Source organism: Flavobacterium praedii (genome assembly GCF_026810365.1).
GTDB classification, from domain to species: domain Bacteria; phylum Bacteroidota; class Bacteroidia; order Flavobacteriales; family Flavobacteriaceae; genus Flavobacterium; species Flavobacterium praedii.
In genome coordinates this window covers 1,923,872-1,945,588 of the sequence record NZ_CP113948.1, presented here as the reverse complement: position 1 = coordinate 1,945,588, position 21,717 = coordinate 1,923,872, and the positions used below count along the sequence as shown (strand labels likewise).

Annotated in this window: 18 protein-coding genes; 10 read left to right on the top strand and 8 right to left on the bottom strand. The window is 32.3% G+C overall.

All coding sequences use genetic code 11. The annotated features are described in order from the left end of the window. The first annotated feature begins 125 nt into the window (after nt 1–125). Together OYT91_RS08270 and OYT91_RS08265 are read left to right on the top strand one after the other, a co-directional pair. On the top strand, nt 126–1,025 hold the full coding sequence (locus OYT91_RS08270) for a polysaccharide pyruvyl transferase family protein (RefSeq protein WP_281240265.1): 900 nt from the start codon (nt 126–128) through the stop codon (nt 1,023–1,025). A gap of 351 nt (nt 1,026–1,376) precedes the next feature. After that, the gene (locus OYT91_RS08265; RefSeq protein WP_281240264.1) at nt 1,377–1,949 is read left to right on the top strand and encodes a hypothetical protein; all 573 of its coding nucleotides are present in this window, start codon (nt 1,377–1,379) and stop codon (nt 1,947–1,949) included. A 266-nt stretch (nt 1,950–2,215) separates the two neighbouring features. On the opposite strand, the gene OYT91_RS08260 is transcribed toward OYT91_RS08265, so the two are convergent. The 3 genes from OYT91_RS08260 to OYT91_RS08250 all read right to left on the bottom strand — a co-directional run bounded on the left by OYT91_RS08260 (nt 2,216) and on the right by OYT91_RS08250 (nt 6,223). Beyond that, nucleotides 2,216–4,705, bottom strand: coding sequence for a mechanosensitive ion channel family protein (locus OYT91_RS08260; protein ID WP_281240263.1), 2,490 nt, complete (start codon nt 4,703–4,705; stop codon nt 2,216–2,218). Between the two features lie 390 nt (nt 4,706–5,095). Next, complete coding sequence (locus tag OYT91_RS08255) at nt 5,096–5,752, bottom strand: NAD(P)H-binding protein (protein WP_281240262.1); 657 nt, start codon at nt 5,750–5,752, stop codon at nt 5,096–5,098. Nucleotides 5,753–5,758: 6 nt separating this feature from the next. Further along, a complete protein-coding gene (locus tag OYT91_RS08250) occupies nt 5,759–6,223 on the bottom strand; it encodes a DUF1456 family protein (protein WP_281240261.1) in 465 nt (154 codons plus the stop codon). A gap of 181 nt (nt 6,224–6,404) precedes the next feature. Here OYT91_RS08250 and OYT91_RS08245 point away from each other — a divergent pair, with 181 nt between their 5' ends. Next, nucleotides 6,405–7,919 carry a thioredoxin-like domain-containing protein gene (locus OYT91_RS08245; protein WP_281240260.1) on the top strand — a complete coding sequence of 505 codons (1,515 nt, stop codon included), beginning with the start codon at nt 6,405–6,407 and terminating at the stop codon, nt 7,917–7,919. A gap of 179 nt (nt 7,920–8,098) precedes the next feature. On the opposite strand, the gene OYT91_RS08240 is transcribed toward OYT91_RS08245, so the two are convergent. Then, nucleotides 8,099–8,911 (bottom strand): alpha/beta hydrolase, encoded by an 813-nt coding sequence (locus OYT91_RS08240; RefSeq protein WP_432419421.1) that lies wholly within the window; start codon nt 8,909–8,911, stop codon nt 8,099–8,101. A gap of 53 nt (nt 8,912–8,964) precedes the next feature. Here OYT91_RS08240 and OYT91_RS08235 point away from each other — a divergent pair, with 53 nt between their 5' ends. Then, nucleotides 8,965–9,366, top strand: a complete 402-nt coding sequence (locus tag OYT91_RS08235; protein ID WP_269222220.1) for a TerB family tellurite resistance protein — start codon at nt 8,965–8,967, stop codon at nt 9,364–9,366. Here the strand turns inward: OYT91_RS08235 and uvrB are convergent. Next, nucleotides 9,363–11,354, bottom strand: coding sequence for an excinuclease ABC subunit UvrB (uvrB, locus tag OYT91_RS08230; RefSeq protein WP_281240258.1), 1,992 nt, complete (start codon nt 11,352–11,354; stop codon nt 9,363–9,365). The two genes, OYT91_RS08235 and uvrB, sit on opposite strands and share 4 nt — an antisense overlap. 181 nt (nt 11,355–11,535) lie before the next feature. Here uvrB and OYT91_RS08225 point away from each other — a divergent pair, with 181 nt between their 5' ends. Next, on the top strand, nt 11,536–11,967 hold the full coding sequence (locus OYT91_RS08225; protein ID WP_269222222.1) for a hypothetical protein: 432 nt from the start codon (nt 11,536–11,538) through the stop codon (nt 11,965–11,967). Between the two features lie 340 nt (nt 11,968–12,307). Here OYT91_RS08225 and rlmF read toward each other — a convergent pair whose 3' ends face one another. From rlmF to OYT91_RS08210, 3 genes are all read right to left on the bottom strand, one after another. Further along, the gene (gene rlmF, locus OYT91_RS08220; protein WP_281240257.1) at nt 12,308–13,255 is read right to left on the bottom strand and encodes a 23S rRNA (adenine(1618)-N(6))-methyltransferase RlmF; all 948 of its coding nucleotides are present in this window, start codon (nt 13,253–13,255) and stop codon (nt 12,308–12,310) included. Nucleotides 13,256–13,499: 244 nt separating this feature from the next. Beyond that, entirely contained in the window at nt 13,500–14,162 is a 663-nt protein-coding gene (locus tag OYT91_RS08215; RefSeq protein ID WP_269222224.1) for a thiamine diphosphokinase, read from the bottom strand. A gap of 259 nt (nt 14,163–14,421) precedes the next feature. Then, nucleotides 14,422–16,548 carry a M3 family metallopeptidase gene (locus tag OYT91_RS08210; protein WP_432419419.1) on the bottom strand — a complete coding sequence of 709 codons (2,127 nt, stop codon included), beginning with the start codon at nt 16,546–16,548 and terminating at the stop codon, nt 14,422–14,424. Nucleotides 16,549–16,730: 182 nt separating this feature from the next. Here OYT91_RS08210 and OYT91_RS08205 point away from each other — a divergent pair, with 182 nt between their 5' ends. The 5 genes from OYT91_RS08205 to OYT91_RS08185 all read left to right on the top strand — a co-directional run bounded on the left by OYT91_RS08205 (nt 16,731) and on the right by OYT91_RS08185 (nt 21,689). Next, complete coding sequence (locus OYT91_RS08205; RefSeq protein WP_281240255.1) at nt 16,731–17,174, top strand: DUF1569 domain-containing protein; 444 nt, start codon at nt 16,731–16,733, stop codon at nt 17,172–17,174. 29 nt (nt 17,175–17,203) lie between these two features. Further along, nucleotides 17,204–17,851, top strand: coding sequence for a DNA/RNA non-specific endonuclease (locus OYT91_RS08200; RefSeq protein ID WP_281240254.1), 648 nt, complete (start codon nt 17,204–17,206; stop codon nt 17,849–17,851). Between the two features lie 118 nt (nt 17,852–17,969). Next, a complete protein-coding gene (gene trmD, locus OYT91_RS08195) occupies nt 17,970–18,647 on the top strand; it encodes a tRNA (guanosine(37)-N1)-methyltransferase TrmD (protein WP_269222228.1) in 678 nt (225 codons plus the stop codon). A gap of 172 nt (nt 18,648–18,819) precedes the next feature. Then, nucleotides 18,820–19,170, top strand: coding sequence for a 50S ribosomal protein L19 (gene rplS, locus OYT91_RS08190; RefSeq protein ID WP_269222229.1), 351 nt, complete (start codon nt 18,820–18,822; stop codon nt 19,168–19,170). Between the two features lie 296 nt (nt 19,171–19,466). Further along, nucleotides 19,467–21,689, top strand: a complete 2,223-nt coding sequence (locus tag OYT91_RS08185) for an NADP-dependent isocitrate dehydrogenase (protein WP_281240253.1) — start codon at nt 19,467–19,469, stop codon at nt 21,687–21,689. Nucleotides 21,690–21,717 lie beyond the last annotated feature (28 nt).

Here is a 21,717-nt window from a genome sequence, read left to right as displayed (position 1 = left end):
TAAAATTTTATAAATTTATCATTGAGATAGTTAAAATTTTTTCAAATAATCAGTATGAGTTCATTGGTGGTATATTAAAAAACAATTTTTTTTAATAGCCATTACTACTCTTTAAATTTCCTGCGATGTTATTACAAAAAATTAAAAATTCTGTTTTAAAATCTTTTTCTAAAAGATCTGTACTGAAAAAAATTGCAACAAGCAGTCAATGTAATACAGGGGTGGTTAATATTCATCGTCTAGATGAAAACAATGTTGGTGATTTTTATTGTGGTCCACATCATTATTTTGAAAGAATAAATCACTCCTTAGATATTTTTGATTATAAAACATTGGATCTTTCTTCAAAGGATAATTTTATCAATAAAGTTTGTGACAATTCTTTAATCATAGGAGGAGGAGGACTATTGAATAGGTCAAGTTTTGAAAACCAAATAAAATTATTTGAAGCACTTGGTCAAAAAGGGAAGAAATCAGTTTTATGGGGGGTTGGACATAATGAAAAAAATAAAAAGACATTCGGAAAAGTTACTAACTACAATATAGATATATCAAAATTTGGATTAGTGGGAGTTCGTGATTATAATATGAAAGCACAATGGGTGCCATGTGTGAGTTGTATGCATCCCATTTTAGATACAAAGTCATCCGTTGTAAATGAAATTGGCTTAATTTTTCATCGAAAATCAATGACAAATCAAACGATTCAAAAACAGTTTAAAGATTTTCCTTCTATATCCAATAGTTCTAGTTTGGAATCCATAATTGAATTCATTTCAAAAACCGATACTATCGTAACGGATAGTTATCATGCAATGTATTGGGGGATACTAATGGAAAAAAAAGTAGTTGTAGTTCCTATATCCTCAAAGTTTTATAGTTTTAAATACAATCCTATTTTTTCCAGTTTTCAAAATTTTGAAAAAGATTTTAAAAAGGCAGAAAGATATTCTGGAGTACTTGAAGAATGCCGTCAAATAAATAGAGACTTTTCAGAAAAAGTATTTGACTATTTAGGATATTAATTAGATATTGAAATAAAGTAACATTTTTATTTTAACTGTTTTGTTGTAAAAATAAATAAAAACTATGTAGGATCTCTATTTTACTTTTTTAATACGTTTAAAAGTTTATTTATGTCGAAAGTTTTCTCTTTCGACTTTTTTATGTATTAATGAAGAGGCAATACCACAAAATTTATTCATTAAATAATTAAAAGTTTTACAACTTCGATTTTTTAAATTGTATTCAATTTAGTTATTTAATAATTTATTGAGTTCAAAAACACTAAAGATATATTTTTAAATCACTGATTACTATTGTTTTGTGTTGAAAAAAAATAGTAACTTTATTTAATAAATTAAAAAAAATCAATTATGAAAACTATCACAAAAAAATTGACATGTGTGTGCGTAATGTTTTTTATTACAATGATTTCATTCGCACAAAGAGACTTCAACGGCTTAATTGATATGAAAGCTTCATATCTCGATCAAGAAATGAGAGACAGAGGTTATCAATTTATTAAAACAGATAAATCTGGTGATAGTGCTTACCAAAATTGGTACAATAGTAGTAAGAATAAATGTGTTACTGTAAAAGTTTATGACGGTCGTATAGAATCCATTGTGAATTCCACTTTAGAAGATTGTGGGAAAGGGCGATACAGTAATGGTAATAACTATAATAACAACTATAATAATCATAATAATAGTAACAAATACAACAATAATAAAGGTAATTTTAATTACGGTTATTTATCTCAAAAAGAGGCAGTTTGGGCTTATGGAGAATTGTCAAATAATGGTTTTCAGCTTCAAAAGACACATCAACAAGGTGGCAATACTTATAAAATTTGGTTTAATGATAATTCCAATCAATGTTTAAAAACAACCAGTCGAAACAAATTAATTGCCAAAATAGAGCCTTCTTCGAACTGTAATCAATAAAAATAAGTTGAATAGTTAAAAAAGAGCTTTTTATAAAAGTCTTTTCAATCTATCTGGTATTTACAAAAAAAATAGGCTGTCTAAATTTTTACAGTCTATTTTTTTTTGTTTAGTTTACCCATCTCTATATTTAAAATTAGGATAAATTTTAAAAATAAATCCTTAGTTTGTCTTGTGTATGATGAGATATAATGCTTTTAAAGAGTTTAATATTATGTTCCTATGATATTTATAAAAAGCTATTTAGTGTACTTATTAGTTTTAATTTAATTCTCTGTTTCTTTCGTATCTCCTTCAGTATCAATTCCTATATTTGATTGAATGTGTACATCTTGTTGTGGAAAGGGAATTTCAATTCCATTAATTTTAAACGCAATATCAATTGCAATAATAATATCATTTCGAACATCGTTACCGAAATTAAAGTGGGGCACCCAATACTTTATCACAAAATCAATAGAACTTTCTCCAAATTTAGTTACCCAAACCATTGGTGTAGGATTTTTTAAGATTAATTCATGTTCCATTAATACGTTTGTTATTATCGTTTTAACTTGGTTTAAATCGGAACCGTATGCCACCCCTAAATCAATTTCAAAGCGACGTCTATTACTACCCATTGTCCAATTTACCAAATGCTGGCTTAATAAATCGCCATTTGGTATTATAACATCTGCTCCATCCCAAGTTGTAATGACACTACTTCGAATACCAATAGACTTCATTTTACCCATATTTCCACCAACTTCAACAATATCATCGAGATTGATTGGTTTTTCGAAGGCAATAATTAAACCACTTACTAAATTATTGATTACATTTTGCAAACCAAATCCGATACCAACACTTAAGGCACTTATCATTAAAGCAATTTTGTCCATTGGGATTCCTATGGAAATAAATGCAATTAAAACGCCTAAAGTGATAATGGCAATTCGAATTAATAATAACCAGCTTCCTAAACCTGATTTTTTTGCACTACTACCATTTGAATTACTTTCGGTTGTTAAAAATGAAACGATTCTTGTACTTAGTCCCGACATGAACAGTATAAAAAAGAATAGAAAGAGATTGTCAAATGAAAATGTAAATTCTCCAAACTGTCTTTTTTGATAAATACTTTCAATGATAGGTTCGGTGAAATTTTGGAAGGAATACGAATTTCTACTTATCAAAACATACCAACCCACCGCAAATAATGCATATGTAAAACCTGATACTTTTAAGTTTTTTTCGGCATTAAGTTCGTTGTTAGGATCTTTTTCTAAATCTTCCTCACTTTTCGAAAAATATAAAGACAAATTCAAAATATCGTTACTAATACGATATGCCCATCTTAATTGATAAACAATAAAAATCGTAAAATAGCCATTAGCCATCAAAATTTTACCCAAATTGTAATTATTAAATAGAATAAGAATAAGAGCAATAAACTCAAAGACTATAAAAATGATTAGACCTACACGAAGGCTTTTTTCTGTAATTTCTTTCCCTGTTTTTTTTCTGTTTGAAAAAATAAATAATCCAAGTATTATACCAATTAGACTTAAAAAAGCGATAAAACGAGCTTCGTTTTGTGAATAAAGCAGTAAAAGATTGTCTTGAAATACTATATTGTTTAGTATGAAGAATGCTATCCAGATCCAATACCAATATTTATTTTCTGCTTTTTTTAAAATAATTGTTAATGCAATTCCACAAATTATCCACAAGAAAGCCATGAAAACAAATGGAGGTGATGGCAAAAAGAATTGAAAGATTGAAATCATAATCAATATTGCTGAAAGTAAAGGATAATTTAAAGCATGGACTGGATATTTTAAATTTCCAAAAAGATTTACTTCTTTATATTTTGAACGTATAACTCTTAGATAAAAAGTTAAACCAATTATAAAAAATACTAAAAGACCAAGAATTCCACTTTGGTTGGCCACATAAAAAACAAACAACAAATAGCCTTTTACAAATGAGTGTTTAAAATTCTCTACTAAACTCAAATATGCTTCTTTAGATTCCACTACATCAGAAATTCCACTTTTCATTTTCAGATTCAATTCCTTTCTAGCAAAATTGACTAATGCAATATCAGACTCTAAATCAAATTTAAATTTATTCCCTTTTACTTCTAACTTTTGTATGCTGTCAATAGCATTTTTTAAGTTTTGGTTCGCAAAACTTAAATCTTTAGTCATTAATGCCATTTGCTGATAATAGTTCTTTTTAGGAACTTCTTGAATGGGAATTTGATAAAATACTTTGCTAATCGCCATTGAATCAATTCGTCTTTGAATTCCACTAAGTGCTTGATTGTTTACTGATATTTGTTGCAATTGAAAATTAGTTCTTTTAAGCAATTCATTCAATAATATTGATGTAGTGGTAAGCTCACGTACCGTTTGTATTTTGCTTTTATCATTTATTATTCCCTTAACGCACTTCTCTTTCCATTCAATAAGTAATGCTAATTCAGATGTAAAACCTTTATAATCTATACCTTCTTTGAGTATTACTTTTGCTTTTTGAATTTGTTGATTAATCCCGTTAAAGCTCGAATTTTGCTCACTCAGTAATACATTTAAATCATAGTTTTCCCTATTTTCTTTTAAATTTTCAGCATGAAGTATTTGCATTAAGGAATCTAGTTTTTTCTCTTTCTGGAATTTCGTTTGTAAAACTGAAGAAGGGGTGCCTTGTGCCCAAGTGTTTAATACCACAAATAAAAAAGTAAATAGCAAAAATTTATTTAAATTGTTCATGATTTCTTTTTAAAGTGAATGACTAAATTCTCAGATAAAAAAAAAACAGTAGCATAGCAAAACCATTTTTGATTAAAAATAAATAAAAAATAAATATCCACGATAGGAATTTTAGGTTTATTTTAATGTATAATGGAATGAAATAAATTGATTTTCAAATTAATAAAGAAATAATATTCTTTTAAATTGAACCTTTAACTGAATTGTTATTCTATTAAATCCAATAATTGCTATTTTTTTAGGAATCTACGAGAAATCATAAATAAGATTTTTTATTTCGTATCTAATAGCGTTTGTTTTTGAAAAGTAGCTGAAGAATATTTTTATTATTTATTATTAAATTTTTTAATAATAAATAATAAAGCCCGAATGTTCAGGCTTTATTGTTTGTTATTTTCCAATTTCTTGAATCCAATCCGATTCGTAAATTGTAAATCCTTTATTATTTTTTTGCGCTATTGCAAAAAGAGCTTTTGCAACTATTGCACTTTCTATAGGTTTGTACTTTTTTAATTTTCCAATAAATAAAAAGGAAAATGTTTTCATAAAAAAAGCACCAACTTTCTCTCCAAATCTAAATTCGGTTCGATTGCCTAAAAGTAGGGAAGGTCTCAAAATACTCACTTTTTCAAGTGTTGAAGCTTTAAGAAAATTTTCAATTTCGCCTTTTGTTTTCAAATAAAAATTAGAGGAAGTTGCATCTGCGCCAAGGGAAGAAATAATCAGGAATTGTTTGATTTTGTTTTTGATAGCAATTTCTGCAAATTGTTCAGGATATTCAAAATCTACTTTTCTAAACGCTTCTTTGCTGCCAGCTTTGTTTATGGTTGTTCCAATGGTACAAAAGAAATCATCACCTTCAACTAAATCCTGATAGCTTTCGGGTTTGTCAAAATCAATAATATGTTGTTTTAATTTTGGGTGTTGTATGCCCACATCTCTTTTCACGAAAGTGATAACTTTAGAATATTGGTCACTTTCCAAAAGAAGTTGCAGTAATTGTGAACCAATAAGACCGGTACTGCCTATAATTAAAGCGGTTTTCAAAATACCTTATTGTTTTTTTCCTTTACCAAAATTGTATTTCACTTTTTCTACCACTTGTATTTTATCATTTCCTTTTGGAAATTGTTTTTTACTTGGTTTTTTGGCTGCGCTAGATTTTCCAGGGGCTTGATCACCTCTTGCTCTTTCTTCATCTTTCGGTTTTGGCTTGAATTCTGCTCTTTTAGAATCGCTATCTTTTGCTGGAATTTGAGCTTTGTGTTTGGCCAAAACTTCATTTGGGTTTTTCGGGTTTTCTTTGGTTCCTCTCAAATGAATTACCAAACCATTGAGGAAATTACGCAATACTTGATCGCCACATTCCATATAGTTTTCATGTTTTTCATCACGGAAAAAAGCTCCCAATTCTGATTTTGTAATTCTAAAATCTACCAATTCTAAAATTTCTACTATTTGATCGTCGCGTAACATCAAGGCTACTCGAAGTTTTTTGAATATATCGTTATTTGTCATTTTATTTGTATTTAATTTGCAAAGATAAGCATTTACAAAGTGAATTACTTCTTATTGTTTGCTTCCCAATAAAAAAACACAAAGCCAATAATTTGAAAATAAATTCTAAATGGTTTATTTTTGATTTCAAAATATAAAATTTGATTTATCAACCTTAATAGTATTACGAAGATTCAGAATTATGAAGAAAATGGTATGGAGTATTATCCTTGTATTGACGCTAACCTCTTTGCAAGCACAATCAGGTCATGAAATTAAAATTAATTTGCGCAATTGTAAAGATACAGTTGCTTATCTTGCCTTTTATCAGTTTGACAAATTGTACGTTTCCGATACGTGCAAAAAAGTGGTCAACGGAAATATTGTTTTCAAAGGAAAAAAAAATTTAGACAAAGGAGTTTACTTTCTGCTAAGTCAGGAAAAAGGAAATTATTTTGATTTTATTGTTGATGAGCAGACCCAAAAGCAACAAATAATTTCGGATAAAAACAATTTACTAGAGAATTTAAAAGCGGTTAATTCCAAACAAAACGAAAGTTTCTTTAACTATATTCGTTTTGTAACTACCAAAAACAAGGAATTTGATGCTTTTAAAAAAAATATAAAAGAGCAAAAGAAACCTGATTCTACGGCACTTTTGACCAAAGAATTCAAAGTATTAAATGACGCAATTCTAGAAAATGATTTGAATTTTATAGGTCAAAATAGAGGAACTTATCTTTCTGAAATCATCAATTTAAAAACGGATAAAACAACCAAAGACATTCCAAAAGCTTCCAATGGCAGACCTGACAGTATTTTTGCCTATCATTATTACAAAAAACATTTTTGGGACGGTGTCAATTTTCAAGATGATGCCATGTTGCGTAATCCCTTTTTTACCAATAAATTAAAACAATATTTCAATACGGTTGTGGTGCAACATCCTGATTCTATTTGTGTTGAAATTGATCGAATGATGCTCAAAACCAAACAAGATACCAAAATGAATATGCTTTTATTGGCCTATTTTACCCAAACTTATGAAATTCCAAAAATCATGGGAATGGATAAAGTTTTTGTGTACATGGTTGATAATTATTTTAAAACAGGCAAAGCCAAAGGGGTTTATGATGATAGTGTGATCAAAATTATTATTGATAGAGGCAACGTTTTGGCACCATTACAACTCGGAAAAATAGCTCCGGAACTCTACATGATAGATGTTCCTACTCATGATAAAATTGCCAAAATGGGTTTTGATACTGCCAAAACTAGCGAAGAAATAACCAAAATCTACTATGATAATAAACCGGAAATTGAACAATCCTATGTGACTTTATCCAGCATAAAAGCCGATTATTTGATTTTACTTTTTTGGGATGTGGACTGTGGACATTGTCAAAAAGAAGTGCCGAAAATTCTAGAAATGTACCACGATTTTCTAAAAGAAAATAAAGACGTCAAGATTTTTGGAGTCTACACTCAAAACGATTTTGAGAAATATAAGAAATACATAATTGACAATAAAATCGATTGGATCAATGTCTACGATGGCGTTCATATCAATAATCTCAAAGATAAATATGATGTGGTAACCACTCCTGTGATTTATATTTTGGATAAAAACAAAGTAATCAAAGCCAAAGGAATTGGTTCCGAAGCCATAAAAAGTATCATTACCCAAATGGAAAAAGAATATTCAACCAAAAAGTAAACTATTTACTCATTGAATGTTTTTTTGGGCGTGCCACCATAAAAAGAGAGGGCCTACTCTTCGTACTGATGAGTTGGCCCTTTCTTTTTATGCTGTCAGGCTATACGCACTACTTCGGTAGTTTGCTTCTATCCTTCACGCACATTTCAAGATCTTTTTTTGGAAATAAATGAAAGTCATTAATATCCCAACCAAACAATGGCATTTGCAAAACCGTCCCGCCATAATTTTTCGTTGTGATGGCCGCCTTTTACAATTACTTTTTTGTTTAAATTTAAGCAATAACAACGGTTAGTGTTCAGTAGTAATTCCATGTGGTTGAGATCATTTACCATATCGTCATCATCTCCTTCAGAATCCCCACAAAGGAAATAAATTTTAGCTTTTAGTTTTTTGCTGTCTGTCATAAAATCATTTATGTCTTTTCGGTTGATCCAAAAAGCGGGAGAAAAAACACCTGCTTTCCCGAACACTTCAGGATATTTGACAACGGCATAAAAAGAAGTTAATCCACCCAAAGAACTGCCCATAATGATGGTGTTTTTGGCATTGGGTTTGGTTCGGTATTTTTTGTCAATTTCAGGTTTTAAGGTATTGACAATAAATTCAAGGTATTTATCGGCATTTCCTCCACCGTATTTTTCATTTTTATAAGGTGTTAATTCTTCCAAGCGTTTCTCTCCTCCGTTTTCAATACCAACCACAATTACTTGTGCGCTCATACTGTCTAACTTTTCATCTACATTCCATTCGCCTGCAAAAGAGGTTTTAGCATCAAAAAGATTTTGAGCATCATGCATGTAAATCACAGGATATTTTTTGGTAGAAGTTTCGTAGTTTTTAGGTAAGTACAACCAAATTTTTCTACTCGTTTTCAATTGTGGAGCTTCAATTGTAAAAGTAGAAACTTGTTTAGACGCGGTGCTTTCCTGTGCCTTAGTTTTGCAAATAAATAGAAGTAGTGGTAGGAAGTAAATTAATTTCAAGGCGATTTAATTTTTAGATTTAGAAAAAAAGAATATTTTAGCTAAAATTAATGATAAGTATGAATACACACGAACAAAAAATCAATTTATTGTCTGAAATGATTGCATTTTCAGTTGTTGATGGTAGATTACATGAACGCGAATATCAATTTGTATGGATTGTTGCTCAAGAATTAGGAATCAGCAAAAAAGAGTTCAACGAGTTGTTTCATCAAGAATTACCAACTGGTGTTATAAAATCTGAATTTGAAAGGATTCAACAATTTTATCGTTTGGCATTGTTGATGCACGTTGATGGTGTGCTACATCAAAAAGAAGAAGAGGCTATACGTCAAATTGCAATTAATATGGGATTGAATCCAAGTGCCACCAATCGTATTCTTAAACTAATGAAAACATCTCCAAGTGCATTAATTTCACCTCAGGTATTATTAAATCATTTTCAAGAGCAGTTGAATTAATGGATTTTTGCTTGTAAAGCTTTAATTTCATCTCTAAATTTTGCAGCTTGCATAAAGTCTAAATCTTTTGCAGCTTTTTCCATTGCTTTTCGTTTTTCGCGAATGAGTTTTTCTAAATCAGGTTTAGACATATACGCTGTTTCAGGTTCAGCAGCTGCATTCATAATATGTCCTAATTCATATTCTACCAATTTATTATTGGTAAAGGCACTTTCAATTTTTTTATTCAATGCTTGTGGAACTACATTATTTTCAGTGTTATAATTGATTTGTTTGGTTCTACGATAATTGGTTTCATCAATGGTTTTTTGCATACTGTTGGTGATTTTATCAGCATACATTATGGCTTTTCCATTAAGGTTTCTCGCGGCACGACCTATGGTTTGTGTTAGCGATCTATGGCTTCTCAAGAAACCTTCTTTGTCAGCATCGAGTATTGCTACTAGGGAAACCTCCGGTAAATCCAATCCTTCACGTAATAAGTTGACTCCAATCAAAACATCAAACAATCCTTTTCGTAAATCCTGCATGATTTCGATTCGTTCCAATGTATCGACATCAGAGTGGATGTAACGACAACGAATAGAAACTTTCGTTAAGTATTTGGCGAGTTCTTCTGCCATTCTTTTGGTTAAAGTGGTGACCAAAACTCGTTCATCCAATTCACAACGTTGTTGAATTTCTTCAATCAAATCATCAATCTGGTTCAAGCTAGGACGTATTTCAATTATAGGATCCAATAATCCTGTTGGGCGAATAACTTGTTCTACATATATACCTTCACATTTTTGTAGTTCATAGTCAGCCGGTGTTGCTGATACATAGATGACTTGATTTTGCATCGCTTCAAATTCGTCAAATTTCAAAGGGCGGTTGTCCATTGCTGCCGGCAAACGAAAACCATATTCCACTAAATTTTCTTTTCGGCTTCTGTCACCTCCGTACATAGCGTGCACTTGCGAAAGGGTTACGTGACTTTCATCCACAACCATCAAATAATCTTTTGGGAAATAATCCAATAAGCAAAAAGGTCTTGATCCCGATTCTCTTCCGTCAAGGTAACGAGAATAATTTTCAATTCCAGAGCAATAACCCAATTCCCGAATCATTTCCAAATCAAAATTAGTGCGTTCTTCGAGTCGTTTGGCTTCCAAATGTTTGCCAATTTCTTTGAAATAATCCACTTGTTTGACCAAATCCTGTTGGATTTCCCAAATCGCATTTTGCAACACATCAGGGGAGGTCACAAACATATTGGCGGGATATATGGTGAGTTTTTCGAATCGCTCGATGACTTTGGATGTTTTTACATTAAAGCTTTCCATTTCTTCGATTTCATCTCCAAAAAAGTGAATTCGAAAAGCATCATCTGCATAACTTGGATATATTTCAACAATGTCTCCTTTGATACGGAAATTTCCAGGTGTAAAATCGGCTTCAGTTCTAGAATACAGACTTTGAACCAAACTGTGTAATAATTTGGTTCTGGAAATCATTTGGTTTCTTTCGATTGCAATCACATTCTTTTGGAACTCTACAGGATTTCCAATACCGTAAATGCAAGAAACGGAAGCGACTACCAAAATATCTCTTCGCCCAGAAAGTAGGGAAGAGGTGGTGCTTAAACGCATTTTTTCTAGCTCTTCATTGATCGATAAATCTTTTTCGATGAAAACACCAGTTACAGGCATAAAAGCTTCGGGTTGGTAATAATCGTAATAGGATACGAAATATTCCACCGCATTATTGGGGAAAAACTGTTTGAACTCGGAGTATAATTGAGCTGCCAAGGTTTTATTGTGTGCCAAAACCAATGTAGGGCGTTGTATTTCCTGAATGACATTGGCCACTGTAAATGTTTTTCCAGAACCAGTAACACCCAGTAAAGTTTGAAATTGTTCGCCTGCTTCAATGCCTTGAACTAATTTTTCAATGGCTTGTGGCTGATCACCTTTGGGTTGGTATTCGGATACGACTTGGAATTTCATTTAGTGTTTTTCGAAAAACAAAGTTACAAATGAAATTTTGATAAAAGAGTTTAGTTACTAATTAAAACATACTAAAACTCATTCTTTGTTTGTATATTTTAATGGTACTAATATATTTAATAAGTAGTTTTTTTATAAATTTGTTAAAACACTAAGTATTAACAATTAAACAGTAGTAATCATGAAAAAAACAACTTTATTTTGCTCGTTAATTTTTGCATTTTTGACTATTAATGTATTTAGTCAAGCTAGGAAGGAATTAAATTTTGGACTTGTAGGTGCTAATTATGAAATTCCAGTTCATAAGGACATAACCATTGCTCCTGGTGCATCAACCAATTTTAATCTTGACTGGTTAACATTACATCTTAAAGCTAATTATTATTTTGATAATTTATTTGGAATTACCAACAGTTCTTGGGACGTTTATGGTGGAGCAGTTGCAGGTTATGCAATTTACAATGGAAATGACAATAAAGACAATGATATTGATGTAGGGCTTCAAGTTGGTGGAAGATGGTTTTGGAATGATAAATGGGGTGTTTACTTGGAACTTGGTGGAGGAAGTGCTTCAGGAGGAACCGGAGGGCTTGGATTGACAGTTAAATTATAATAAAAAAATCTTTGACTACAGATTAAATGTATTATCATCGATTAATTTGTGTAATATTTTTAATCTGTAGTCAATTAAAATTGTATAACCTTTTAGATTAAATTTGCTTTACAATTATATGGAACTTTTAGTTCGAAATGATTTATTTTATACCCTTTGAAGTCTTGCACTCGAAGGGTTTTTGTTTTTAATGCCTATTATTAATGTTTATAAAGAAAACGATTTAATTTGTTAAGTTTTCAGTTTAAATTATACCCTAGATTTCATAAATATGGGTTAAAAATAAAATTGAAAAATTCGAAATCTTTGGGTTCTGTTTTTTTTGTGTTATGGGATTTTTTTAAAATTTCCAAGCTTTTTGTTGTGCTTCGGTCATAAATGTCCATGCAACGATTCGGCTTGTTTTTTGGCCTTGAGCCATTTCAATAGTTTTATGAATAGCGGCTACATTGTTCAGCGTTTTGTAGATTGTATTCAAGTTGGATTGTTTGGAAACCAAAGTCGTAAACCAAAGACATTGCATTGGATATTTGGCACTTTCATAAATCATCTGTTTGATAAAACCCAATTCACCGCCTTCGCACCACAATTCTGCATTTTGTCCACCAAAATTAAGGACTGGTTTTGCAGTTTTGGGAGTATTTGGAGTCAAATTATTAACTTTTCGAATGCTGCTTTTTGTTGCTTCTTCGGAGGAAGAATGAAAAGGAGGATTGCAGATAGTAAAAGTGAATTTGTCTTCGGGTTCAATTATATTCTTGAAAATAAAACGGGAGTTTACTTGTAATTGTAAGCTTACCGCTTCTACTAATTTTGGATTTTGTTCGATAATTTTTTTGCAATTCTGAATTGCATTTTCATCAATATCAGTACCAACGAATGACCATCCATAAATAGCATTCCCAAGAATAGGATAAATGCAATTGGCTCCAATACCAATGTCAAGTCCAACTACATTTTCTCCTTCAGGAATTACGCCATTATTGGTTGTTGCCAATAAATCGGCAAGGTAATGTATATAGTCTGCTCTGCCAGGAATGGGAGGACATAAAAAATCCTTTGGAATATCCCAATTTTGAATCTCATAATTAGTAATTAATAAAGCATTATTTAGTGCTTTTACCGCTTCTGGATTACTAAAATCGATTGTTTCAATATCATGTTCATTGATAGAAACAAATTCGCCCAACTTGGGGTAATTTAGTGCTAATTGTTCAAAGTTATATCCGAATCTATGTAGATTTCTTGGATGTAAAGTTGTTTTTTCGGTATTCTTTGTTGATTTCATTTCCTAAATTTCGCTGCAAAGATAGTCAATCCTTTTTTGTTATCGTTATAACGTCTATATACAGCTGTTTTTGTTTGTATATATTAGAATGATTATTTTAAAGTACTTGAAAGTAAATGTGTTAAGAATTATGTGTTTGAAAAAAATGTTTTCAAATAAAAATAAAGTTTACTTATTTGATTGATTTTTTTTATATAAAGTTTAAAATCACTGCCGTTTTAGTGCTTTGATTTCTAGATTTTTACTAATCTATGCATTCCATCAACAACAAATCACCATCGCGATGATTAATAGTTACAATTCCGTCTTTTTCAACTTCATTACTGCTTCCTGTTCGATAGCCCATGGTCAAGGTGTCATTTTCTAAAGGATAAACTAAATTTTTAGAATAAATTCCGTTTACAACTCCAATAGGAATTAGGGAAATTGGCGTTCCTGCGGTGTACCATTTTTCGAAGGTATTGGGGAGTAAAAATATTTTGGAGTGATCGTCGAGAATAACAATTTTGATTAAATTTCTATAACGAACGATATTGGTGAGATTAGTAATGGTGTGATCGGCTCTTCTGCCTGTTGCCCAAATGACATTTACAGCTGGGATTTGTCTTTCAATTAGGTAATCTAAGGCTTTTTCCAAATCAGTTTTGTTTTGATCAGGAGTGTGAATGATTTCTATTGGATATTGTGTGGTTTGATATTTTTCGGGTTCAAATCCTCTATCAAAATCACCCAATAACACATCGACTTTGATGTCTAATTCCATGACGCGTTCCATAGCGGAGTCCAATACAATAACCAAAGGAGACCATTCGAGTAATTGTCCTAGTAATTCTGGGTGACAAGCAGCTCCGTTTGCAATTATTAAAGCGGGTTCTTGGTCGTCGCGAACGATATGGTGTGAAGACATTTAAGGGTAGAGGTTAGAAGATAGAAAAAAGAGTTAATACAAATGCGTTTTATTTTTTGTAAAAGTATAAAAAAATCTAAATTCTAAAGGTGTTAATTTTCTAACGGATCTCGATAGCCCAGATAGAAGAGGAAATCCTTTTTTGGTCTCGTTTTTTTCTAACGAGACCAAAAAAGATTGCAACGGATAGCTGGAAATTGCTCCAAAAAAAAAATGACATCCTTTCGAATGCCATTTTGATATTATGAATATTTTAAAATTATTTTGCTGATAGTCCCGCGTTTTTCAAATACGGTTCTGTTTGCATGTCATGACCAATAAAATCTTTGAAAGCTTTGTTTAAATCAACACTGTTTCCTACTGACAAAATGTATTTTTTGAAACGTTCGCAGTTTGCCCTTGTCATACCACCATTGGCTTGCATCCAGTCGAAGGCGTTGTAATCTAAGGTTTTTGACCAAGTGTAAGCATAATACCCAGCTGAGTATCCGCCTCCCCAAACATGTGCAAAATAAGGCGTGTGGTAACGTGTAGGCACTTCATTGACCAATAATCCGTATTTCTCTAGTGCTTCTTTCTCGAATACTAAAGCGGGTTTGAAATCAGACTCTTTTTCGACACTATGCCAAGCCATATCAAGAGTCGCGGCAGCTAGCAATTCGGTTACATCATATCCTTTGTTGAATGTTTCTGCTTTTTTAATTTTATCAATTAACTCTTGTGGTATTGGTTGTTTGGTTTGGTAATGCAATGCATAATTCTTCAAAACTACCGGATCCAATGCTGCATGTTCATTGATTTGAGAAGGAAACTCTACATAATCTCTAGGAACCGATGTTCCCGATAAAGTAACATATTGTTGATTGGCAAACAATCCGTGAAGTGTATGTCCGAACTCATGAAACATGGTAATTACATCATCAAAACTGATTAATGATGGGTTTCCATCGACAGGTTTGGAGAAATTATACACGTTTACGATTACCGGTTTTTGTTTTAAATAATGGGATTGGCTCACGATATTATTCATCCAAGCTCCTCCATTTTTATTGTCTCTGGTATAAAAATCAAGGTAATATATGGCGATTGAAGTTCCTTTGTCATCAAAAACTTCATACACTTTTACGTCTGGGTTGTAAACTGGTAGATCTTTTCTTTCTTTGAAAGTGATCCCATACATTTGTTTGGCAGCAAAGAAAACCCCATTTTCTAAAACAGAATTCAATTCGAAATACGGTTTAATTTGGCTTTCGTCTAAGTCATATTTGGCTTTGCGTACTTGTTCTGCATAGAAATTCCAATCCCATGGCTCCAGTTTAAACCCTCCATTTTGAGAATCTATTAAATCTTGTATTTCTTTAGCTTCCACTTTGGCTTTTACAACTGCTGGACCAGCAATTTTGGCTAATAACTCCATTGCAGCCTCTGGTTTTTCGGCCATTTGATCTTGCAATTTCCATTCGGCAAAACTTTTCTTACCCATTAAATTGGCTTTTTGCAAACGCAATTTTGCTATTTTCTCTAATACTTCTCGAGTATCTCCTTCATCATTCTTTTCGGCACGATACCAAGAGGCTTTAAAGATTTTTTCTCTAGACGCTCTGTTTTTTAAACTTGACAATAACGGCTGTTGCGTAGTATTCATGATACCAATTACATACTTCCCTTCAAGACCTGCTTCTTTTGCTTTTGCGCTGGCAGCTGCAATTTCATCTGCTCCAAGTCCGTCTAAATCGGTAACATTATCAAATACAACAGCAGCATTTTTACGAGCTAGTAATAATTTATTTCCATAAAGAGTACTTAATGTAGCTAACTCTTCATTAATTTTTTTCATTTTTTCTTTATCTGCATCAGACAAATTAGCTCCAGCCAATTCAAATTGTTGCAAATAATATTGAGTTAGTTTTTTGTCTTCCCCTTTTAATTTATTCAAATCAATTGCTTTAAATCGATTGTACAATTTACTGTTTAAATAAATCTTATCGTTGTGCCCTGAAAATATGGGAGCATATTCTGCTTCAATAGCTTGTAAGGTAGGATTTGTATTTGATCCTGTTAGATTATAAAAAAGACCAACTGCTCTTGTCAAGTCAACACCACACGTTTCTAAGGCCAAAACCGTATTTTGAAATGTAGGTTTTGCAACATTATTTGCAATAGCATCAACTTCTTGATCGTGAATTTTAAGGCCATACTCAAAAGCTGGTTTGAAATGTTCGTCTTTAATTAGACTAAAATCAGGCGCTTGATACTGTAAAGTACTTTTTTGTAATAATGGATTTGTCATTTTTACTTCATTGGATTGAGCACTAGTTGTTTGTGTTTGGAGCGACAAAACAAAACACAGCGAACTAGTAATAAATAGTTTTGAAAAAATTTGCATAGTTAATAATAGTTTAATTTTTGGTTATAAAATTAACTAAATAAAGAACTTAACTGTTTAAAAAAAATAATTAATGCAAAATATTCTCTTAATTTAGAACCGAAACAATGTATGTATAAAAAATTAAGAATAAATTTTAAATAACATCTCCTATATTTGTTAAAATAACAAAAGGAAACAATATGAGCTCTATTTTTAACAAATCAGATAATGATGCTATAATTGCCAGAATTAATTCGCTTACTACTGAATCTAAAGCATTATGGGGGAAAATGACAGTCGACCAAATGTGCAAACATTGTACCAGCGCTATTAATGTAGCTTTTGACAAACAAGATGTAAAAGTGAATTTCTTGATGCGTTTTCTTGGCAAAACGCTTAAAAGCAAAGTTTTTAATAGTGAATTCAAAAAAAACAGCCCTACTGCCAAAGAGTTTGTTTTTACCAATCAGTATGATCTTGAAATTGCCAAAAAGGAATTTATTGAAAGCTTTAGTCAATTTGCGCAAGGACATCAAGCAATCAAAATAATGGACCATCCGTTTTGGGGCAAAATGACTTATGAAGATTGGGACAAATTAATGTGGAAACATGTGGATCACCACTTAAAACAGTTTGGAGTTTAGTTTACATTTCTTTAAAAACAAGTTAGTCGATGACTATTATTAGACATAAACATTTTTTCCTGTCGTACTCCGAAAAACACGAACAAGCAGAGTGGGCTGCCTATTATTTAACAGCCAATTCTAAATCACAACATCATCTTGAAAGACCTTATTTCAAACAAGATCCGTTAGTCGATACTGATTCAGCACATTGGAAAAACTATAAAGATACAGGTTTTGACAAAGGGCATCTCGTTCCGGCAGCAGATATGAAATTCTCTGAAGAAGCCTACCAAGAAACCTTTTTAACTTCGAATGTAGCACCTCAAAATAGAGCATTCAATGCTGGTGTCTGGAATAGATTGGAACAAAAAATAAGGTATTGGGCCGATAAATACAGCGCCCTTTTTATTGTAACAGGTAGCATTTTGCATGATAACTTGATTACTATTGGCGAAGAAGAAGTATCCGTTCCCGATTATTTTTTTAAAATTGTGGTTCGGGTTCAAAATGAAGGATTGGTTATGATTCCATTTTTAGTTCCCAATAAAAAATCGGATGCACCACTTTACACTTTTGCCACAACCATTGATGCCATTGAACAAATCACTGGAATTGATTTCAATCATAAACTATCTGAAAAAATAGAAGAAAAAATACAAAAAGAAATGAGTTACAAAGATTGGAGTTTTAGATAGCTTCAATCTAACCGCAAAGCCCGCAAAGAATTGCGCTAAGTTCGCCAAGCTTTGTGTGTTGAGGACTTGTAGCTTTCGGCTAAAAAATTTATACCTTTGCCATTCTTAAAAAAGCAACATGAGAATTGATATCATTACTGTATTACCTGAGTTATTAAGAAGTCCTTTTGAAGCTTCGATTATGAAACGCGCTATAGACAAAGGAATTGTTGAAGTTCATTTTCATAATTTAAGAGATTATACAACCAACAAACAAAAAAGTGTGGATGATTATCCTTTTGGCGGAGGTGCTGGAATGGTAATGACTGTTCAGCCCATAGATGCTTGCATCACTCACCTTAAAAGTGAAAGAACCTACGACGAAATCATTTATATGTCTCCTGATGGGGAAACATTAAACCAAAAAATGGCCAATACCATGTCAATGTATGAAAACATTATCATATTGTGCGGACATTATAAAGGAGTGGATCAAAGGGTACGTGATCATTTTATCACCAAGGAAATTTCAATAGGCGACTATGTTTTGTCTGGAGGAGAATTGGGCGCTTTGGTTTTATCCGACGCTTTAATTCGATTGATTCCAGGTGTTTTGAGTGACGAGACCTCTGCATTGACAGATAGTTTTCAAGACGGATTACTTTCGGGTCCAATATATACTAGACCTGCCGATTACAAAGGCTGGAAAGTTCCCGATGTTTTATTGAGCGGCCATTTTGCCAAAATTGACAAATGGAGAGAAGATACCGCTTACGAACATACGAAGAATAGGAGACCGGATTTGCTTGAGGAATAAGCCCCCTGACCCCCGAAGGGGGAATAAAAAACTAGCCTGATTTTTTTTTAAACTTTAAACCATTAAACTTTAAACTTTAAACATTTTTTTCTACATTTGCACCCAAATTTAGATTAACCTCTGGCGAAGTCCGCGAATGTTGATTTGATAAAAACCATAATAAAAAAACATCATGGCAGATTTAATGAAATTCGTTCAAGACGAATTCGTAACAAGAAAAGAATTCCCTGTATTTGGAGCTGGAGACACTATCACAGTTTACTACGAAATTAAAGAGGGTGAAAAAACAAGAACACAGTTTTTTAAAGGTGTTGTTATTCAAAGAAGAGGTTCTGCAAACACAGAAACTTTTACAATTCGTAAAATGTCAGGAGCAGTTGGAGTAGAGCGTATCTTCCCAGTTAACTTGCCAGCTTTGCAAAAAATTGAAATCAACAAGAAAGGTGCTGTACGTAGAGCTAGAATTTTCTACTTCAGAGAACTTACTGGTAAAAAAGCTAAAATTAGAGATAAAAGAAGATAATCTATATTATTTTCTTTATTACAAAAAGTCCCAATACGATGAAAATCGAAATTGGGACTTTTTTTTGACAATTATACCCCCTCAGAATTTAGAATTTAGAAATTAAAAGGCGTTAAAAATATCAAATTCTAAATATTTAAAAATATCACAGAATACCTTTGTATAATTATTTTTTTATAGACAATTTCAATCTCTATTACAACTTGTTTTCATATCTTTGCCCGCCTTAACTCAATCGTTGTAATTGGGCAAAATACCGTTTATAAATTGTGATTTAGATTTTAAAAAATAAAAAAATGACATCAAAAGCTAAAATTTTTTACACACTAACAGATGAGGCTCCACTATTGGCAACCTACTCTTTTTTACCTATTGTTCAGGCATTTACCGCTACTTCGGATATAGAAATAGAAAAAAGAGACATCTCTCTTGCAGGTAGAATCATTGCCAATTTTCCGGAGTTTTTAAAAGAAGATCAAAAAACGGAAAACGCTTTACTAGAATTAGGAAAATTAGCTACTACACCTGAAGCAAATATCATAAAATTACCGAATGTATCAGCATCAATACCACAATTGAAAGCTGCCATTTCCGAATTACAATCACATGGTTATGCTTTGCCAGATTTCCCAGAAGACCCTCAAAGTGAAGAAGAAAAAGCAATCAAAGCTAAATACTCAAAAATTTTAGGTTCTGCTGTAAATCCTGTTTTACGTGAAGGAAATTCAGATCGTAGAGCACCAAAAGCGGTTAAAAATTACGCTAAAGCCAATCCGCATTCAATGGGTGCATGGTCGGCAGATTCAAAAACTCGAGTAGCATCTATGGAAAGTGGTGATTTTTACGGAAGTGAAAAATCAATCACATTAAATGATGCAACAGATGTCAAAATTGAATTTGTTGCCAAAGACGGTACGGCTTCAGTCTTAAAAGCAAGTACTCCTGTGAAATCTGGTGAAATTATAGACAGTTCTGTTTTACACTTAAACGCATTAAAAACTTTTGTTGCTAAAACAATAAAAGAGGCAAAAGAACAAAACATCTTACTTTCTGTTCACTTGAAAGCTACGATGATGAAAGTTTCTGATCCACTTATTTTTGGTGCAATAGTAGAAGTTTTCTTTGCTGATGTATTTGAAAAATATGCTGCTTTATTTGCAGAATTAAACATCAACACTAGCAATGGTTTAGGTGATGTATATGCAAAAATAGCAGGTCACCCAATGCAAGCTGAAGTAGAAGCTGCAATTACAGAAGCTATCGAGAATGGACCAGCATTAGCAATGGTAAATTCAGACAAAGGAATTACCAATCTTCACGTACCTTCAGATGTAATTGTGGATGCGTCTATGCCGGCCATGATCCGTACATCGGGACAGATGTACGATAAAGACGGAAAACAACAAGATACTATAGCTATTATTCCAGACAGATGTTATGCAGGTGTGTATACAGCAACTATTGACTTTTGTAAAAAACACGGTGCTTTTGTTCCAACAACAATGGGAAGTGTTCCAAACGTCGGACTTATGGCACAACAAGCAGAAGAATATGGTTCTCACGATAAAACGTTCCAATTAAAAGGCGATGGTGTTGTTCGTGTAGTCGATACAAACGGAAATGTTTTGATGGAACAAGAAGTAGAAGCAAACGACATTTTTAGAATGTGTCAGGCTAAAGACGCTCCTATTCAAGACTGGGTAAAACTAGCTGTAAACAGAGCTCGCTTATCTAATACTCCTGCCGTTTTCTGGTTGGATAACAACAGAGCACATGATAGAGAAATTATCGCTAAAGTTCAGAAATACTTAAAAGATTATGATACAACTGGTTTAGACATCCAAATCCTAAACCCAATTGAAGCTACCAATTTTACTTTAGATCGAATCATCAAAGGATTGGATACTATTTCGGTAACAGGAAATGTATTGCGTGATTATTTAACCGATTTGTTTCCAATTTTAGAAGTTGGGACTTCAGCCAAAATGCTTTCTATTGTTCCATTAATGAATGGTGGAGGTTTATTTGAAACTGGCGCTGGAGGTTCGGCTCCAAAACACGTTGAGCAATTCATAAAAGAAGGATACCTAAGATGGGATTCTCTTGGTGAATTCTTAGCACTAGGCGCTTCATTAGAGCATTTAGGACAAACTTTACGCAACCCAAAAGCATTGGTTTTGGCTGAAACATTGGACACAGCTACTGAAAAATTCTTAGCAACAGACAAATCTCCTTCTCGTAGAGTTGGAGGAATTGACAACCGTGGATCACACTTTTATTTGGCAATGTACTGGGCAGAAGCTTTGGCAGCTCAAGACAAAGATGCCGAATTAAAAGCAACATTCACGCCAATCGCTGCCGAATTTTTTGCTAATGAATCTAAAATCAATGCCGAATTAATAGGATCTCAAGGTAAACCTCAAAACATAGGCGGTTATTACCAACCAAATCCAGAATTAACGGACAAAGCTATGCGTCCAAGCGAAACTTTCAATAGTATTTTGGCTAAAATTGCTTAATTCAATTCGTTTATTCTATTTTATATAT